Annotated in this window: 12 protein-coding genes; 11 read left to right on the top strand and 1 reads right to left on the bottom strand. The window is 44.8% G+C overall.

The genetic code is table 11. The features are described 5' to 3' along the window. Positions 1–14 precede the first annotated feature (14 nt). The 8 genes from arnA to ACZ45G_RS21185 all read left to right on the top strand — a co-directional run bounded on the left by arnA (position 15) and on the right by ACZ45G_RS21185 (position 9,231). Complete coding sequence (arnA, locus tag ACZ45G_RS21220) at positions 15–2,018, top strand: bifunctional UDP-4-amino-4-deoxy-L-arabinose formyltransferase/UDP-glucuronic acid oxidase ArnA (RefSeq protein WP_464172501.1); 2,004 nt, start codon at positions 15–17, stop codon at positions 2,016–2,018. Beyond that, positions 2,011–2,925, top strand: a complete 915-nt coding sequence (locus tag ACZ45G_RS21215) for a polysaccharide deacetylase family protein (RefSeq protein WP_464172500.1) — start codon at positions 2,011–2,013, stop codon at positions 2,923–2,925. Before arnA ends, ACZ45G_RS21215 begins: the two co-directional genes overlap by 8 nt. Continuing rightward, positions 2,922–4,571, top strand: a complete 1,650-nt coding sequence (locus ACZ45G_RS21210; RefSeq protein ID WP_464172499.1) for a phospholipid carrier-dependent glycosyltransferase — start codon at positions 2,922–2,924, stop codon at positions 4,569–4,571. The genes ACZ45G_RS21215 and ACZ45G_RS21210 overlap by 4 nt, the downstream gene beginning before the upstream one ends. 17 nt (positions 4,572–4,588) lie before the next feature. Then, a complete protein-coding gene (locus ACZ45G_RS21205) occupies positions 4,589–4,960 on the top strand; it encodes an SMR family transporter (protein WP_464172498.1) in 372 nt (123 codons plus the stop codon). Between the two features lie 70 nt (positions 4,961–5,030). Further along, a complete protein-coding gene (lptF, locus tag ACZ45G_RS21200) occupies positions 5,031–6,212 on the top strand; it encodes an LPS export ABC transporter permease LptF (RefSeq protein WP_464172497.1) in 1,182 nt (393 codons plus the stop codon). A 2-nt stretch (positions 6,213–6,214) separates the two neighbouring features. Next, entirely contained in the window at positions 6,215–7,291 is a 1,077-nt protein-coding gene (gene lptG, locus ACZ45G_RS21195; RefSeq protein WP_464172496.1) for an LPS export ABC transporter permease LptG, read from the top strand. A 446-nt stretch (positions 7,292–7,737) separates the two neighbouring features. After that, positions 7,738–8,727: a hypothetical protein gene (locus ACZ45G_RS21190; RefSeq protein WP_464172495.1), complete on the top strand. Its 990-nt coding sequence runs from the start codon at positions 7,738–7,740 to the stop codon at positions 8,725–8,727. 192 nt (positions 8,728–8,919) lie between these two features. Beyond that, a complete protein-coding gene (locus ACZ45G_RS21185) occupies positions 8,920–9,231 on the top strand; it encodes a DUF5076 domain-containing protein (protein WP_464172494.1) in 312 nt (103 codons plus the stop codon). Positions 9,232–9,240: 9 nt separating this feature from the next. On the opposite strand, the gene ACZ45G_RS21180 is transcribed toward ACZ45G_RS21185, so the two are convergent. After that, complete coding sequence (locus ACZ45G_RS21180) at positions 9,241–10,473, bottom strand: radical SAM protein (RefSeq protein ID WP_464172493.1); 1,233 nt, start codon at positions 10,471–10,473, stop codon at positions 9,241–9,243. A 236-nt stretch (positions 10,474–10,709) separates the two neighbouring features. Here ACZ45G_RS21180 and ACZ45G_RS21175 point away from each other — a divergent pair, with 236 nt between their 5' ends. The 3 genes from ACZ45G_RS21175 to ACZ45G_RS21165 all read left to right on the top strand — a co-directional run bounded on the left by ACZ45G_RS21175 (position 10,710) and on the right by ACZ45G_RS21165 (position 14,501). Next, positions 10,710–11,729 carry an ATP-grasp domain-containing protein gene (locus ACZ45G_RS21175; protein WP_464172492.1) on the top strand — a complete coding sequence of 340 codons (1,020 nt, stop codon included), beginning with the start codon at positions 10,710–10,712 and terminating at the stop codon, positions 11,727–11,729. Next, positions 11,686–13,437 carry an ABC transporter substrate-binding protein gene (locus ACZ45G_RS21170; protein ID WP_464172491.1) on the top strand — a complete coding sequence of 584 codons (1,752 nt, stop codon included), beginning with the start codon at positions 11,686–11,688 and terminating at the stop codon, positions 13,435–13,437. Before ACZ45G_RS21175 ends, ACZ45G_RS21170 begins: the two co-directional genes overlap by 44 nt. 89 nt (positions 13,438–13,526) lie before the next feature. Next, the gene (locus tag ACZ45G_RS21165) at positions 13,527–14,501 is read left to right on the top strand and encodes an ABC transporter permease (RefSeq protein ID WP_464172490.1); all 975 of its coding nucleotides are present in this window, start codon (positions 13,527–13,529) and stop codon (positions 14,499–14,501) included. Positions 14,502–14,549 lie beyond the last annotated feature (48 nt).

The following is a 14,549-nucleotide window of genomic DNA, read 5'->3' as shown; positions in this document are numbered from 1 at the left end:
AAGAGATTTTAAATATGAAAACCATTGTTTTTGCCTACCATGACATCGGCTGTAGCGGGATTAAATCATTGCTAAAAAATAAGGTTGATATTGCAGCTGTTTTTACACATGTGGATAACCCGGATGAAAATATATGGTTTGGATCTGTGGCAGATCTTTGTGCGGAAAATAATATCCCCGTATATGCACCGGAAGATGCAAATCACCCCATTTGGGAAGAAAAAATCAAAGCCCTTGCACCGGACATTATTTTTTCATTTTATTATCGGAGTCTTTTGGGCGAAAACATATTAAACATCCCTGCCCAGGGGTGTTTGAATCTGCATGGATCCAAACTGCCGGCCTACCGCGGACGGGTTCCCATTAACTGGGCAATTATCAACGGAGAAACCCAGACTGGCATTACCCTGCATTATATGACAAAAAAGCCCGATGCCGGCGACATCGTTGCCCAGGCAGACATTGATATTTTAGCCTCGGACACGGCACACACCCTCCACCGCAAAGCGGCCCAGGCACTGCCGGCGCTTATGGATGAAGTGCTGCCGCTGATCAAGGAAAACAGGCATCAAAGGAAAGCCCAGGATCCAGCGTTATCCTCCTATTTTGGTAAAAGAACACCCAGGGACGGAGAGATCAATTGGGATACAGCTCCTGATGTCATTCGAAACCTTGTCAGGGGGGTCACTAAACCCTATCCCGGCGCCTTTTCCTTTGTCGGTACCCGGAAAATTATTTTCTGGGATGTCTCTGTGTCCACGGTAAACCATGATATGGCAGACCATGATGCCGCTCCCGGAACCATCCTGTCCTTGTCTCCCTTTGAGATTGCCGCCAGCCAGGGTGCCATACGGGTAAACGCGGGCCAGCTGGAATTGGGGATTACCTTGAACGGAGAGCAGCTAGCCAAAGAACTGCGGCTGACCTGTGGCATGAAGTTCGGTGCCAACATAAGTGTTGAGATCGAAGCCTCCCGAAAAAAACAGGTCCTCATCCTCGGGGTAAACGGGTTTATCGGAAATGCCTTAAGTGAACGCCTCCTTGAGAGCGGCCAGTATGAAGTTCACGGCCTGGACATGCATTCCAACAGCATTGAAAGACTCATGGGCCGACCTGGTTTCAATTTCCATGAAGGGGATATCTCCATTCACCGGGAATGGATCGAATACCATGTAAAAAAATGTGATATCATCCTTCCCCTTGTGGCCATAGCCACCCCGGCGGAATACACCCGAAATCCCCTCAAGGTTTTTGAGCTTGATTTTGAGGAAAATCTTCGCATCGTTCGCTATTGTGCCAAGTACAAGAAACGGATTTTATTCCCCTCCACCTCCGAGGTCTACGGCATGTCCGATGACGAGAACTTTGACGAGGATACTTCAAAACTGGTTCTGGGGCCCATCCGGAAACAGCGGTGGATTTATTCTTGCTGCAAACAGCTTCTGGACAGGGTGATCTATGCCTATGGCCAGACCGAAGGGTTGAAATTTACCATTTTCAGACCCTTTAACTGGGTAGGGCCCAGACTGGACAGCCTCTCCTCTGCCCGCATCGGAAGTTCCCGGGTCATCACCCAATTAATTTTGAACCTTGTGGAAGGCACCCCCATCCAGCTGGTGGATGGCGGGGAACAAAAAAGATGCTTCACCGATGTCAAGGATGGAGTTGAATGTTTGTTTAGAATAATTGAAGATCAAGACAATCGGTGCAACCATAAAATTATCAATATCGGGAATCCGGACAATGAGGCATCCATCAAAGAGCTTGCCCATACCCTTGTGGACAAATTTGAAAAGCATCCCTTGAGGCATCATTTTCCCCCCTTTGCCGGGATCCGTGAAATTGAAAGCAAATCCTTTTACGGCAAAGGATATGAGGATGTTCAGCACAGAAAGCCCAGTATTGCAAATGCCAAGAAATTTTTGGAATGGGAACCCCATGTTCAAATGGAGCAGTCCATAGAGGAAACCCTGGATTTTTTCCTTCGCCAGGAAGTGGGAGGCAAGGATATTGCCTGAGACCGTCCTTGGCCTTAGAATTGATGTGGACACCCATCGGGGCACCCAAAAGGGTGTCCCCAATTTACTGAAAATTCTTGAGTTGCACAGAATCGCGGCATCCTTTTTTTTCTGTGTGGGCCCGGATAACATGGGGCGGCATATCTTCAGGTTGTTGAAGCCTGATTTTTTGAAAAAAATGCTGCGGTCCAGTGCCCCGAATCTTTATGGGTGGGACATCCTTTTAAAGGGGACTGTTTTACCCGGGCCTGTTATCGGGAAAAAATGTGCTGATATTATCCGCGCAGCAGCTCTTGCGGGCCATGAAATCGGTCTCCATGCCTGGGATCATTATAAGTGGCAGGCCCACATCCTCAACATGGGTCAAGAGCAAATTTTTGAGGACCTGGCCCGGGGGTGTGAAAGCCTGGAAGCCATCACCGGGAAACCTCCCACCTGCTCTGCATCTCCCGGCTGGATCTGCAATGATGAGGTGCTTAATATCAAAGAACGCCTTTCTTTCTCATTTAACAGCGACACCCGGGGATCCCATGTTTTTCTGCCGATCCTGGAAAAAAATAAGCTGGGCCTGCCCCAGGTTCCGGTTACCCTGCCCACCTATGATGAGATCATCGGCCGTAACGGTCTCAGCCATGCAACCTATAACCCATTTTTGCTGTCATTGATAAAACCGGGCCAGCTGAATGTATTAACCATACATGCCGAAGCAGAAGGGCTTTATTGCCGGGATCTTTTTGAGGCGTTTATCAAACAGGCCGTTGCCCAAAATATTTCCATCCTTCCTCTGGGACATCTGCTTGCTAAATTTCCGCCCGAAGATCAATGCCGTGTCATTCAAAAAGAAATAAGGGGCCGTCAGGGCAAGGTTGCCTTTCAATCAAGCGGAACCAGGATAGAGACCCCATGAAAAACCTCATTTTTCTCATCTTGTTCGTTTTTTTATGCCTCTATGTTCTTCCCCTGGGGATCAGACCCCTGATGATTCCCGACGAAGTCCGCTATGCTGAAATTCCCAGGGAAATGATGGTTTCCGGAGACTGGATTGTTCCCCGGCTCAACGGCTTGCTCTATTTTGAGAAGCCGGTCATGGGATATTGGCTCAACGGGCTTGCCATGAAAATTTTTGGAGAAAATGAGTTTTCAGTCCGTATCACCTCTGCCGTCAGTGCAGGGGTGTCTGCCCTGGTTATCTTTTTTTTAACACGGCGGTTTTTAAACAGCAGGCGAATGGGCATTCTGGCAACCAGTGTTTTCCTGACCTTTTTTATGGTGTACGGACTTGGGGTGTTCAGTCTCCTTGACGGGATGTTTTCTTTTTTTCTTACGGCATGCATCGGCTTCTTCTTTCTGGCCTGGTCCTGCCGGGACCAGCCTTTTTCCCATCGAGGTTACATGGTCATTGCCGGTGTCTTCTGCGGATTTGCTTTTTTAACCAAGGGGTTTCTTGCCTTTGCCTTACCCATCAGTGTTATCGTCCCCTTCCTTTTATGGGAACGAGACTATAAAAGAATCTTTTCCATGTCATGGATACCCATTTTGGTGGCACTTGTCGTCATATTGCCCTGGGCGGTTCTTGTCCACTTGAACGCACCGGATTATTGGAATTTCTTTTTTTGGCATGAGCATGTCAGACGATTTCTTTCCGGGGGTGCCCAGCATAAAGAATCCTTTTTTTTCTTTTTCCTGGCGCTTCCGGGAATCCTGTTCCCCTGGACATTTTTGGTGCCTGCAGCCATTGCAGGTCTTTGGAACGATAGATTCAAAACCCCCCTGTTAAGATATGCCCTTTGCTGGTTTGTCTTTCCCTTTCTTTTGTTTTCTTGCTCTTCAGGAAAGCTTGTCACCTATCTTTTGCCCATTTTTCCGGCCCTTGCCATTCTGCTGTCAACGGGTCTTGATGCGTGTTTTAATACCAGGAAGACCCGTTGGTTTGACAAGGGGGTGATGGGGCTAATGGGGTTTGTGGGGCTTCTTATCATCGCCCTTGTTATTTTGCAAACCGGCATGGTAAAATCCCTGGCTCCCTTTGCCTATGCAGATCAATGGAAAGGATGGCTGTTTTTTGCGGTCTTAATTGTATTTTTTGGGGTGCTCAAAACAAGTTTAACCGTCCGAGACCCTGCAAAAAAAATACTTTTGGTTGCGGCGGCTCCTTTGTTGTTATATCTTTTTGCTCCTTTTCTTGTGCCGGATAAAACGGTTTTGCGAAAAAACCCCGGGGCCCTTATCCAAAGGAATCAGACCCGGATCAATAAAGAAACCCTTGTTTTCTCACCGTCAACACCGCTAAAGGCGGTTTGCTGGTTTCTTAAACGGGAGGATATCTTTATGCTGGGCCGTGGTGAGTTGGCCTATGGCCTCGAACAAAAGGGTTCCCAATCCCGATTGCTGACCTATAAACAATTTTATAAATTGGTTAGGGAAAATGCGGGAAAACAAAAAATGGCTTTGATTGCCAGTCAGACAATGTATGATGAGATCAGCACAAATCTGCCCACGCCGGTGTTTTTAGATTCCACCGGCAGCAACGGATTTGCGTTTATCCTATTTTAAACGAGTGGAGACCCCGGATGAATAAATATATCCCTTTGATTATTGTCGGCGTATTGCTCAATGCCTTTGCCCAGATTTCAATAAAACAGGGAATGAGGGTGATTGGATCCTTTAGCTTTTCCCTTGAAAATTTTTTTCCCATACTGATACGGGCCAGCGTGAATCCCTTTGTTCTTGCCGGTTTGACCTGTTATGTCATCAGTGTGATGGTATGGATGATGGTGCTTTCCCGGGTGGAGGTCAGTTTTGCATACCCCTTGTTAAGCATCGGGTATGTGGTGACAGCCTTTGCCGGGTTTTTGTTTTTTGATGAAAACATGGGCATTGTCAGGTGGCTGGGGGTGATTATTATTTGTCTTGGCGTCTATCTCATCACACGGACAGGTTAGGAATAAATGACAAAATTTAAATATCTTTTGGCACGGGCCAAGGCTGCCATGTCAAAATTTATTCATTGGGGTGAGATCAATTAATACCATCAATAAATACATTTTCAGGGAATTGTTTTTTCCCTTTTTAAGCAGTCTTTTTTTTCTGACATTTGTATTTTTAATGTCCAGGATTCCTGAAATCACGAATATGGTGATGAACTATAATGTCCCGGTATCCTCTGTTCTGGTGCTGCTTGGCTTCAAACTGCCAAGGTTTTTGGAATTCACCATTCCCATGTCCGTCACCATTTCCATTCTCCTCACCTTTATGCGGATGTCAGGGGAAAATGAAATTCTTGCATTAAAGGCTGCCGGCGGTTCTTTATATAAACTGCTTCCCCCGGTTCTGGTTTTTTGTGTTTTAGGAACCCTTTTAACCCTGTGGGTTACCATCCTTGCCTTGCCCTGGGCAAATACGTCTTTTAAACTAAAAAGTATTGAATTTGCCCAATCGAGTATTGATATGGCATTGCAGGAGCGGCAGTTTAATGCCCAGGTGGATGACCTGATGATCTATGTTGCCCATGTGGATGTCAAAACCCATGGGTTGGAGGATATTGTCATTGAAGACAGAAGAACAAAGGGGATGGTCAGTATCTCAACCGCCCCGTCGGGGAAAATTATTTCCTCGGAAAATAAGCAAGTCTATACCATTCGCCTCTATGATGGTGCTATCAACCAGGTAAAACTTGAAGAGGGGTCTGTGAATAATATAAAATTTGGCGGATATGACATCGTTATTGACCTGGCTGCCTTGGACAAAAATATCGGTAATACCAGCAAACGGCTTGATGAAAGAAGCCTTGGGGATTTGATTCAATTTATCCGCTCGGGAATAAAGAACCAGACCAAGTTAAATGAAGCCTTGATGGAACTCCATGAAAAATTTTCAGTTCCCTTTGCCTGTCTTGCCCTGGGCCTTTTGTCCTTTCCCCTGGGAGTGCAGTCCAGTTCCACCCGGAAATCTTCGGGGCTCAGTCTGGGGCTTTTTTTCTTCTTATTATATTATTTGCTGCTGGCCGCCGGATGGTCTTTGGGAGAAAGCGGCGCCTACCCAGCATTTTTAGGGATGTGGATGCCAAATGTGGTGCTGGGCAGTGCCGGTATCTATCTGTTGATCCGAAATGCAAAGGACAGGCCTGTCCGGCTGCCCAAATTTATGGTGACATCTGCCCATGTCCTTAAACGCTCGTTCACAAAGAAACCTTAACCATGCCCTCTTTGCATAAATACCTGTTAAAGGAATTGTTCAAATTATTTTTTATTATCCAGTCCATTATCCTGGTCCTGTTTGTTTTTATTGAATACCTGTCCAAGATGGATCGCTTTTTAAATTCCGATATTACCCTGGTGGGTGCCCTGTGGTATGTGATTCTGGAAATTCCCTTCATGTTTGTGCAGGTAGCCCCTGCCAGCGTGCTTTTGGCCAATATCTTTGTTTTCGGGCTGATGAACCGGAACAATGAACTTCTGGCGTTGCAATCCTCAGGGATTTCCACCTATCTGCTCATAAGGCCGGCTCTTTTTTCAGGTCTGGTATTGGCGATTACCATGTTTCTTCTGGGTGAAATTCTTGTGCCCATATCCATGATAAAAGTTCACCATATCAAAAACACCGTCATACAAAAAAATAATAATATTGCCCAGACCAGGAAAAATATATGGATCAAGTCGGATAAAAAGCTGATCCATTTTAATTTTTATAATAGGATAAACAAGTCTGTTTCAGGCATCACCATCATCTCCATGGGCGAAGGGTTTCAGCCGGAATACAGGCTTGATGCGCAAACAGGCCATTACAAGGACGGCAACTGGATATTTGAAAAGAGTATCCAGCAAATCTATAACCATGAGACACAAGAATATGATGTTCTACAGTTTGACACCAAGACGGTTCAAGTAGATATCAAACCTGAAGATATAGGGCAACTGGTCAAAAAATCTGAAGCAATGGGATTTTTCGAGCTAAAAAGATATGTTGAAAAAGTGGAAAACGAAGGATACGATGCCACTACCTATGTGGTGGATCTCTATGGGAAAATGGCATTTCCCTTTATCTGTTTTATAATGGCCCTGACAGGGGCTGCCACGGGCATGAGACCTTTTTCAAGGCAGAGTCTTCCCCGGGCCATCACCATCGGCATCATCATCTCTTTCATGTATTGGTTTGTCCATGGATTTTTCATGTCTCTTGGATATGGCAGCTCCCTGCCGCCAATTCTTGCGGCCTGGCTGGCAAACCTTTTCTTTCTGTGCTTTGGCATCATTTATCTTTTAACAACGGAATAGCTCAAACCTTACTTTTTTGGGCCAAACACCTATACGGTGAGATAAAGACTGCTGATAGGGTATGGGGTAATATGACATGTTTTCAGCTGGTTCCGGCAGGAGGAGAGGGAAGATTTGCTCCTCATTCTCTCGGGACGTCCGTGTCCCGGTTCGAGGTAAATGCTGATCCACCGCATCCATGCGGACCGCAGCATTTAAATTTGGCTCAAACCTCACCCCACCTCTTGCCTCTGTATCCGTAATTTTACCGAGCATGGCAATCAATCATTCCTCTTGCATTCTTTGAAAGGAAATGATTATCTCCTATAAAACTGATTGTAGCGCTATGCCTTCGAAAAAAGTTCTATTCACTTGCCCTGATATTATGGAAATTTGCTAATATTAAGGCAAATAGGTTTGATATTAAATGATAAATCTGTAATTTTAAAAAAACGAGAGTAATCATTATGGCAATTTTTAGATGCAACAAATGCGGACATATTCGAGAAGTGGGAAATGATTATATCGGAAAATCTGTTAAATGTCCGAAATGTGATAATGCTGCAACCATTTACGATACGATTGCTTTCTTTAACGCATTGATAAAAAAGCATATTGCCCAAACAAAGGAATTGCACAAATTACGTAAAGAATTGACCAATGATAACTCCGCTCAAGAGACAGTTGAGACCTTTACATTGGAAGGTATCGATATCCATAACACAAATGTTTTCACTCAGGACAATAGCTTTGTCCCAATAATTCAGTGGTTTGAAAAACAAAATATTCAAGTTCAAATCAATCCATCTGCTGTCGATACGACGGGCTTTTTTGATGAAATTGCGTTGCTTATCGGCAACAATTTTAGTGTGCTAAATTTTGTGGCCAGCCAGATAAAATATATCCAAAATAAAGGCTTCACAAATGTCAAACTTGAACTTTCAAAGAAAAATCAAAAAGAAATTCAGCAAATAACATCTTTTTGTAAAACTCTACATGAGTATTCATTTGTGGCAAGATATCATTATCAAAAAAAAGATAAAATCATTTATCTTACCCTTCAAACGGCTCCGAAAATCCGAGAATTTTTTAACGGAATTTGGATGGAATGGTTTGCTTTGATGAAGTTGTTAGAATTTTTCCTTGAAAAAAAAATAACACCTGCATGTTCCAGAAACCTTGATATCTCTTTTTCAGGAGGTAATTCTAATGAGCTTGATATATTCTTTTTAACTGAAAATGAAATTCCAATTTGCATCGAGTGCAAATCAGGAGAATTTCGCCAAGATATTAATAAATATTTATCATTACGAAAGCAGCTCAATATAGGAAAAAATCAGTTTGTTATTTGTGTTTTTGGTCTAAGCCAAGAACAAGCACAAGGCATGACAAGCATGTATGAGCTAACATTTGTAAATGAGAATACTTTAATAAATCATTTGCAAACGGTTATTTAGCATAGAGTTTTAATATTTATTAAGAAAGCTACTGGTTAACAATTCGGGCATTTGATTACGAACCATTGATAAAAAAAGGCTTGTCAAAAGACTTGGGTTAATCAATAGCAACGCCCAGAACGAAATTTTAAATATCCTGCAAGAGCTGTTTGCCAGGTAACTGTTAATGCAGAAACATTAAGGAAAAAATAAATGAATGAATTACAAATACCCGAAGGTGTTCAAGATGATCCAAATGCCATGGAAATGATTCGAGTCTGGATCGGAAACAAAGATATTCAAGTGTCTATGCTTTTAGGAATGTGGGAAGAAGCATCAAATTTTGAAATGGATGAAAGAGATGCCTGGGGTGAGTTATTGGCAGATTTGATCCGCCATATTGCAAACGGACTCACCCAAAGTCACGATTATCAAAAAGATGCATCTGAGATGAGAATTGCCAACTCACTAATACGCCATTTGGGATACGGTGCAAATACCATTCAAGGGGAAATTCAAGATTGATAACGATTGCTATAATTGTCCTTTTTTCAGGTTTTTATAGCCTTCCAGCTTAATTTTTTTTGCATCGCATTTTTCTTTGATGATATTGGCAGCAGCCATGTTCAGCTCTTTTTGTTTGTCATCCACCCTTACATTGAACCCGCAATTAAAGGGGCCCAGCCGGATGGTGTCTTGAACCCCGTCATAGGTGTCGTAAATTTTTGTGTAGGGGTGGGCAAACAGCCACCGGAGCTGGAGGGTGGTGACGGCCTGTTCCGACAGGTTGTCCATGAAACCTTCCAGGTCTTTAAGGTCTCGTTCAATCAGATTGTTCCAGCCCAGGATCACATTGGCGTTGACCTTGAAGCCGCTTTGCATACAAAAATCAAGGGTTTCGAGCACCTCATCCATATGGGTTCCCTTGTTTAAATATTTCCACATGCGGTCCGATGGGAATTCAATGCCAAACCCCAGGGTGCTGGCTGGGATGTCTCCGTCAAGCTGTGCCACCACCTGTTTTAAGGCAGCGGTTTCCGCTTTTGCTGCCCGCATGAAATACCGGTATTCAATCTTGTCGCCCTTGGGAAGAAGGGGAAGGATCTGTCGTATATGATCCGGGGTGATGGAGCCGGTATTGAGCCTCACTATTTTGTGCCCGGTAAAATCCATGTCCTTGAATTCGAGGTTTATTTGTTGCCTTTTTCTGAAGTGTTCCATGCTGTGCTGGGCAATGGAGCAAAAGGGGCATTTTTTCCAATAGCATAAATTTTCCAGGGTATAGGAAAAATAAACCCGGCTGTCTTGGGGGATGACCTCCGGGACCTCAAACTTCCAGGTCCCGGAAAATTCCGGTACGCCAAACAAAGACTCAATGGATTGGCCGGTGAGGGTCAGGTTGGGGGGCAATTGACCCTCCACCTTGAAATGGACAGATTGCCAGCCCTCTTTGCCGGTACATCTTTCCGAGGCAACAGGTCCCCCCACAATAAAAGAGATATCAGGATATTGGGTTGCCCAGATATAGGCCTGGTAAAGATGGTTCACATAACTGGCAGAGACATAGACGGTTCCTTTGTGTATGGGCAAGGGGAGATGCCCATAGGTATTTTCATCATACCATTTGTCATAGTCTTGTTCATGTTCCATCCAGAGAAAATCTCCTTTGCTTTTACACAGGTCAAAGGTATCTGAAAATCCGTTGCACAGGTCAAACCAACCGCTGTTGGTTTTGCCGTAAAATTGTATGAACAGGGTATCGCTCATGTTTTTTATCCCGTATGTTGGCTTTTGATTGTTCCTGAGGTTTTTATTGCCAGAGTATTCAAGATACACCAATCGAGACCTTTTGTCCCGGGGTTTATGAAAGGGTGATTAAAGTTTGACAATCCCATCGGGTTGTCATAAAAAGAAGAGATCTTCATGAAAGTATTTTGTCAGCAGGTTTAGCTTGGTCAGTGGCTTTGAGTCAGAAACCTTTAATCGGGAGTTGTGGCAGAGAAATGATGGAAATCGGTTTTTTGATGGATGATTTGCGGCAGATTGATCCGGTTTGGGAGACCACTGCCTATATTATGTATGAATGCAACCAACGGGGACATTCCGTCTATTTTTTAGAACCCCACGATGTTTATATTCGTAAGAATAAAGTGGTTGCCAGAATGCGTCAGATCACAGTGGAACAAAATCTTCCCATTACCGAATACTGGGGCCAATTGATCCAGTGCCTGGACAGGGAAGAGTTGATTTTTGAAAACGTAACAGACCTGGATGTCCTTTTTTTGAGAAAAGACCCCCCCCTTGTTTACGAAACCATGGAGTTTCTGGGGCCTGTCAGTGACAAAGTTTTCATGATTAACAATATCATCGGTCAGATCAATGGAAATTCCAAGGCCTATAGCTTGAATTTTCCGGATATTATTCCCCAAACTCATGTGTCAAGGGATCCTCGAAGATTGCGAAAAATCATAGATGATTTTGGCGGTGACATGGTGATAAAACCCTTGCACGGGCACGGGGGACACGGGGTTATCAAGGTCAGCAACCGGGAGCCTGAGAATCTCAATTCCCTGATCAATTATTATGTGCAGGCGGGAAAACCCTATCCGGAACGTACCCCGATCATGGTCCAGGAGTATATGAAATCGGTGAAGGATGACGGGGATGTCAGGATTTTGCTGCTCAACGGTAACATTTTGGGCTCCATGGGCAGAAAATCTATTTCCGGTGATTTTAGAACCAATGTCCATGCAGGTGCCCAGGCCTTTAAACATGAGGTAACGCCTGCACAAATGAATATCTGTGAAAGAATAAAACCCAAATTAATTCATGATGGGCTGTATTTTGTGGGAATTGATGTGATCGGAGACAAACTGGTTGAGGTCAATTGTGTGAGCCCCGGGGGGATTCCCCGGATTAACCTGTTTAATAATGATAAGCTTGAGTCAACCCTAGTGGATTTTATCGAGGAGAAAATTATTGCGTCAAAACAAGGGAACCAATCGGTTAAAGTGGCGGGCTGAATTCTGTTTTAACCTTTTGTTGCTGGGCGTACTGCTGGTTGCAATTGCAGGTTTTTTTTCTTCCTGCCAAAAATCGGGTGACCCCGCACTTTTGAGGATAGGTCTTCCTGAAGAACCCCGGTCCTTGAACCTGTGGCTGGGGACCGATGCCAACTCCCGCAGGATTTTGTCCCAGATCTATCAGCCCCTCTATCATCGTCATCCTGAAACCCTTGAAATCATTCCCTGGCTGGCCAAGGAAATGCCGGTTTTTGATCAGGGGGCTCTGAGCTATACGGTGAAGCTTCGATCTGCCAAATGGTCCGACGGGTCAGATTTTACAAGTGATGATGTGTTGTTCACCAAACAATTATTTTTTGATTTTAAAATTCCCAGATATTACAGCAAATGGAATATCATTAAAAAAATTGAAGCCCCGGATGCCCATACGGTTGTCTTTTATCTGAGCAAACCCTCTGCTATTTTCATGTCCCGGGTCATGACAGCCCCCATGGTCTCCAAGCGAGAATGGGAAGCAGTTGCCAGGGAGGCTTTGACCAAGGAAAAACCCCTTCGTTCCCTCCAGGATCATGCCATTGAGAAGCCGCTTGGAACAGGTCCTTTCACCCTGGTTGAACATAAAAAAGGGGCTTATATTCACATGCAGAAAAATCCGTATTTTTTCGGCACAGGCCAGAAGATCGGCAATCATCTGCTGGGCCCCTATGTGGACAGCCTTTTATTCAGAGTTTACGGCACCTCGGATGTGGCTATCCTTGCCCTTAAAAAAGGGGATATCGATTATTACTGGGGCGATATTCAGCCGGGCTATATCAAGGATCTCAAGGAACAGACCAATATTGACCTGTATTTTAATAAAAAAAGTGCCTTGTATTATTTGGGATTTAACTTAAGAAAAGTCCCTTTTAACGACAAGGCCCTTCGCCAGGCCGTTGCCACGGTGGTCAACAAGGAGTTTATCTTGACCCGGATTTTACAGAATTTTGGGACTCCCATGCATTCGGTTGTCCCTTCTGGAAACCATTTCTGGTACAATCCCAACGTCCGAAAATACGGACAGGGATTGGACCATGATCAGCGGATCAAACTGGCCCATGAAATGCTCAAAAAGGCCGGGTATTCCTGGGACACCCCGCCGGTGAACGAAGAGGGTAAGATTGTTGCCCCCTCTGATATCCTGTTGCCCTCGGGGGAAAAAATGGAGAAATTTGTTATCCTGACCCCCCCTGCCGACTATGATCCCAAGCGGGCCTTTGCCGGTACCATGGTTCAAGAATGGGTCAGGGAATTGGGACTGCCCGCCTCTGCCCGCCCCATGGCCTTTAGTTCCCTGCTGGATACGGTTAAGGGGAAACACGAATTTGATGCCTTTATCCTGGGCTATGGACGGCTGGATCTGGATCCGGATTATTTGCGATCCTTTTTTAATTCTGAAAATGACAAACCCCGGGGCTGGAATATGAGCGGATACCATAACCTTAAGTTTGATAAGATTTCCGAAGATCAGATGGCCCTGATTGATACGAAAAAACGAAAGGAACTCATCTGGAAGATGCAGGAGATGGTTCTTGAAGATATCCCCTATCTGCCCCTGTACAATCCCCATATCATTGAAGCCACCTTTAACGAACGCTTTAGGGGGTGGGTGGCCAAGGTAGACGGCATTGGCAATGTTTGGTCCATGTGCGTGGTCAAACCCGTCCAGTGATATTTTTTTCGGACATGGGGCCGGATGATATTGGATACAATGATATTGGATACAATGATATTGGATACTATGATATTGGATAATAGGACATGAGAAATCAGACCTATATTTTGAGTAAATTAGTTGAAATCGCAGTCATTTTCTTTGTGATTATGACGGCATTGTTTTTTTTGTTCAGGCTTTCTCCCGGGGATCCCATCTCAAAGGTGGTGGATCCCATGCTGACGCCCGAAGATATGCGGTACCTCATCGAACAGATGGGTCTCGATAAGCCCATGTGGGAACAATATGTGATTTACCTGAAAAATTTTTTTACCGGTAATTTCGGGGTGTCCTTTCACTATGGAGAGCCTGTTTTTAAAATCATCAAGGAAAGGCTGGGGTGGACCATTTTATTGTTTACTTCTTCCACCATTCTGGCAGCATTTGCCGGGGTTTTTTTGGGGAAGATAGCGGCCTGGAACAAGGGAAGCCGATTGGACAGTGTCATGTCCATATCTGCCCTTGTTTGCTACACCCTGTTTATCCCCTGGTTTGCCCTGCTGCTGCTCTGGGTGCTGGGCTTCAAACTGGGGATTTTCCCCCTTGGCGGTATTTTATCCCCGGAACTTTGGGTGGGGAACGCTTCCTGGTTTGTTAAGGTTTTGGATATTATTCACCATATGATACTGCCGCTTTTGACCCTTTTTATCATCAACCTTGGCTCTTATCTTCTGCTCATGCGATCCTCCATGCTCAGTGTGCTCAGAGAAGATTATATCATCACCGCAAGAGCCAAGGGTTTGAGTGAACGGGTGATCCGCAACAAGCATGCTGCAAAAAATGCAGCCCTCCCCGTAGTGACCAGTGTGGGTTTAAGTCTTGCTTTCTCCATTAACGGGGGCGCCCTGACCGAACAGATATTTACCTGGCCCGGCATAGGAAGGGAGCTGATCTTTGCCGTGAGCAACAATGATTATCCCCTGGCCCAGGGCTGCTTTCTTCTGATCGCCCTTGTGGTGCTTACGGCCAATTTGATTGTGGATATTCTCTATGCCTATCTGGATCCGAGGATTACCTATTGAACCCTCCAGGACAAAATCAGGATAAAACCCGTGCAAAAGTGGTAGAAG

The sequence above is a fragment of the Desulfoconvexum algidum genome (assembly GCF_055382125.1).
The sequence above is the reverse complement of the archived record's forward strand: the minus strand, read 5'-3'. Positions and strand labels throughout refer to the sequence as shown.

Excerpts from the sequence above, each read along its gene's own strand:
- lptG (WP_464172496.1), top strand. The coding sequence starts at position 6,215 with ATGCCCTCTTTGCATAAATACCTGTTAAAGGAATTGTTCAAATTATTT.
- ACZ45G_RS21185 (WP_464172494.1), top strand. The coding sequence starts at position 8,920 with ATGAATGAATTACAAATACCCGAAGGTGTTCAAGATGATCCAAATGCC.
- ACZ45G_RS21165 (WP_464172490.1), top strand. The coding sequence starts at position 13,527 with ATGAGAAATCAGACCTATATTTTGAGTAAATTAGTTGAAATCGCAGTC.
- ACZ45G_RS21175 (WP_464172492.1), top strand. The coding sequence starts at position 10,710 with ATGATGGAAATCGGTTTTTTGATGGATGATTTGCGGCAGATTGATCCG.
- ACZ45G_RS21210 (WP_464172499.1), top strand. The coding sequence starts at position 2,922 with ATGAAAAACCTCATTTTTCTCATCTTGTTCGTTTTTTTATGCCTCTAT.
- ACZ45G_RS21180 (WP_464172493.1), bottom strand. The coding sequence starts at position 10,473 with ATGAGCGATACCCTGTTCATACAATTTTACGGCAAAACCAACAGCGGT.
- ACZ45G_RS21190 (WP_464172495.1), top strand. The coding sequence starts at position 7,738 with ATGGCAATTTTTAGATGCAACAAATGCGGACATATTCGAGAAGTGGGA.
- arnA (WP_464172501.1), top strand. The coding sequence starts at position 15 with ATGAAAACCATTGTTTTTGCCTACCATGACATCGGCTGTAGCGGGATT.
- ACZ45G_RS21205 (WP_464172498.1), top strand. The coding sequence starts at position 4,589 with ATGAATAAATATATCCCTTTGATTATTGTCGGCGTATTGCTCAATGCC.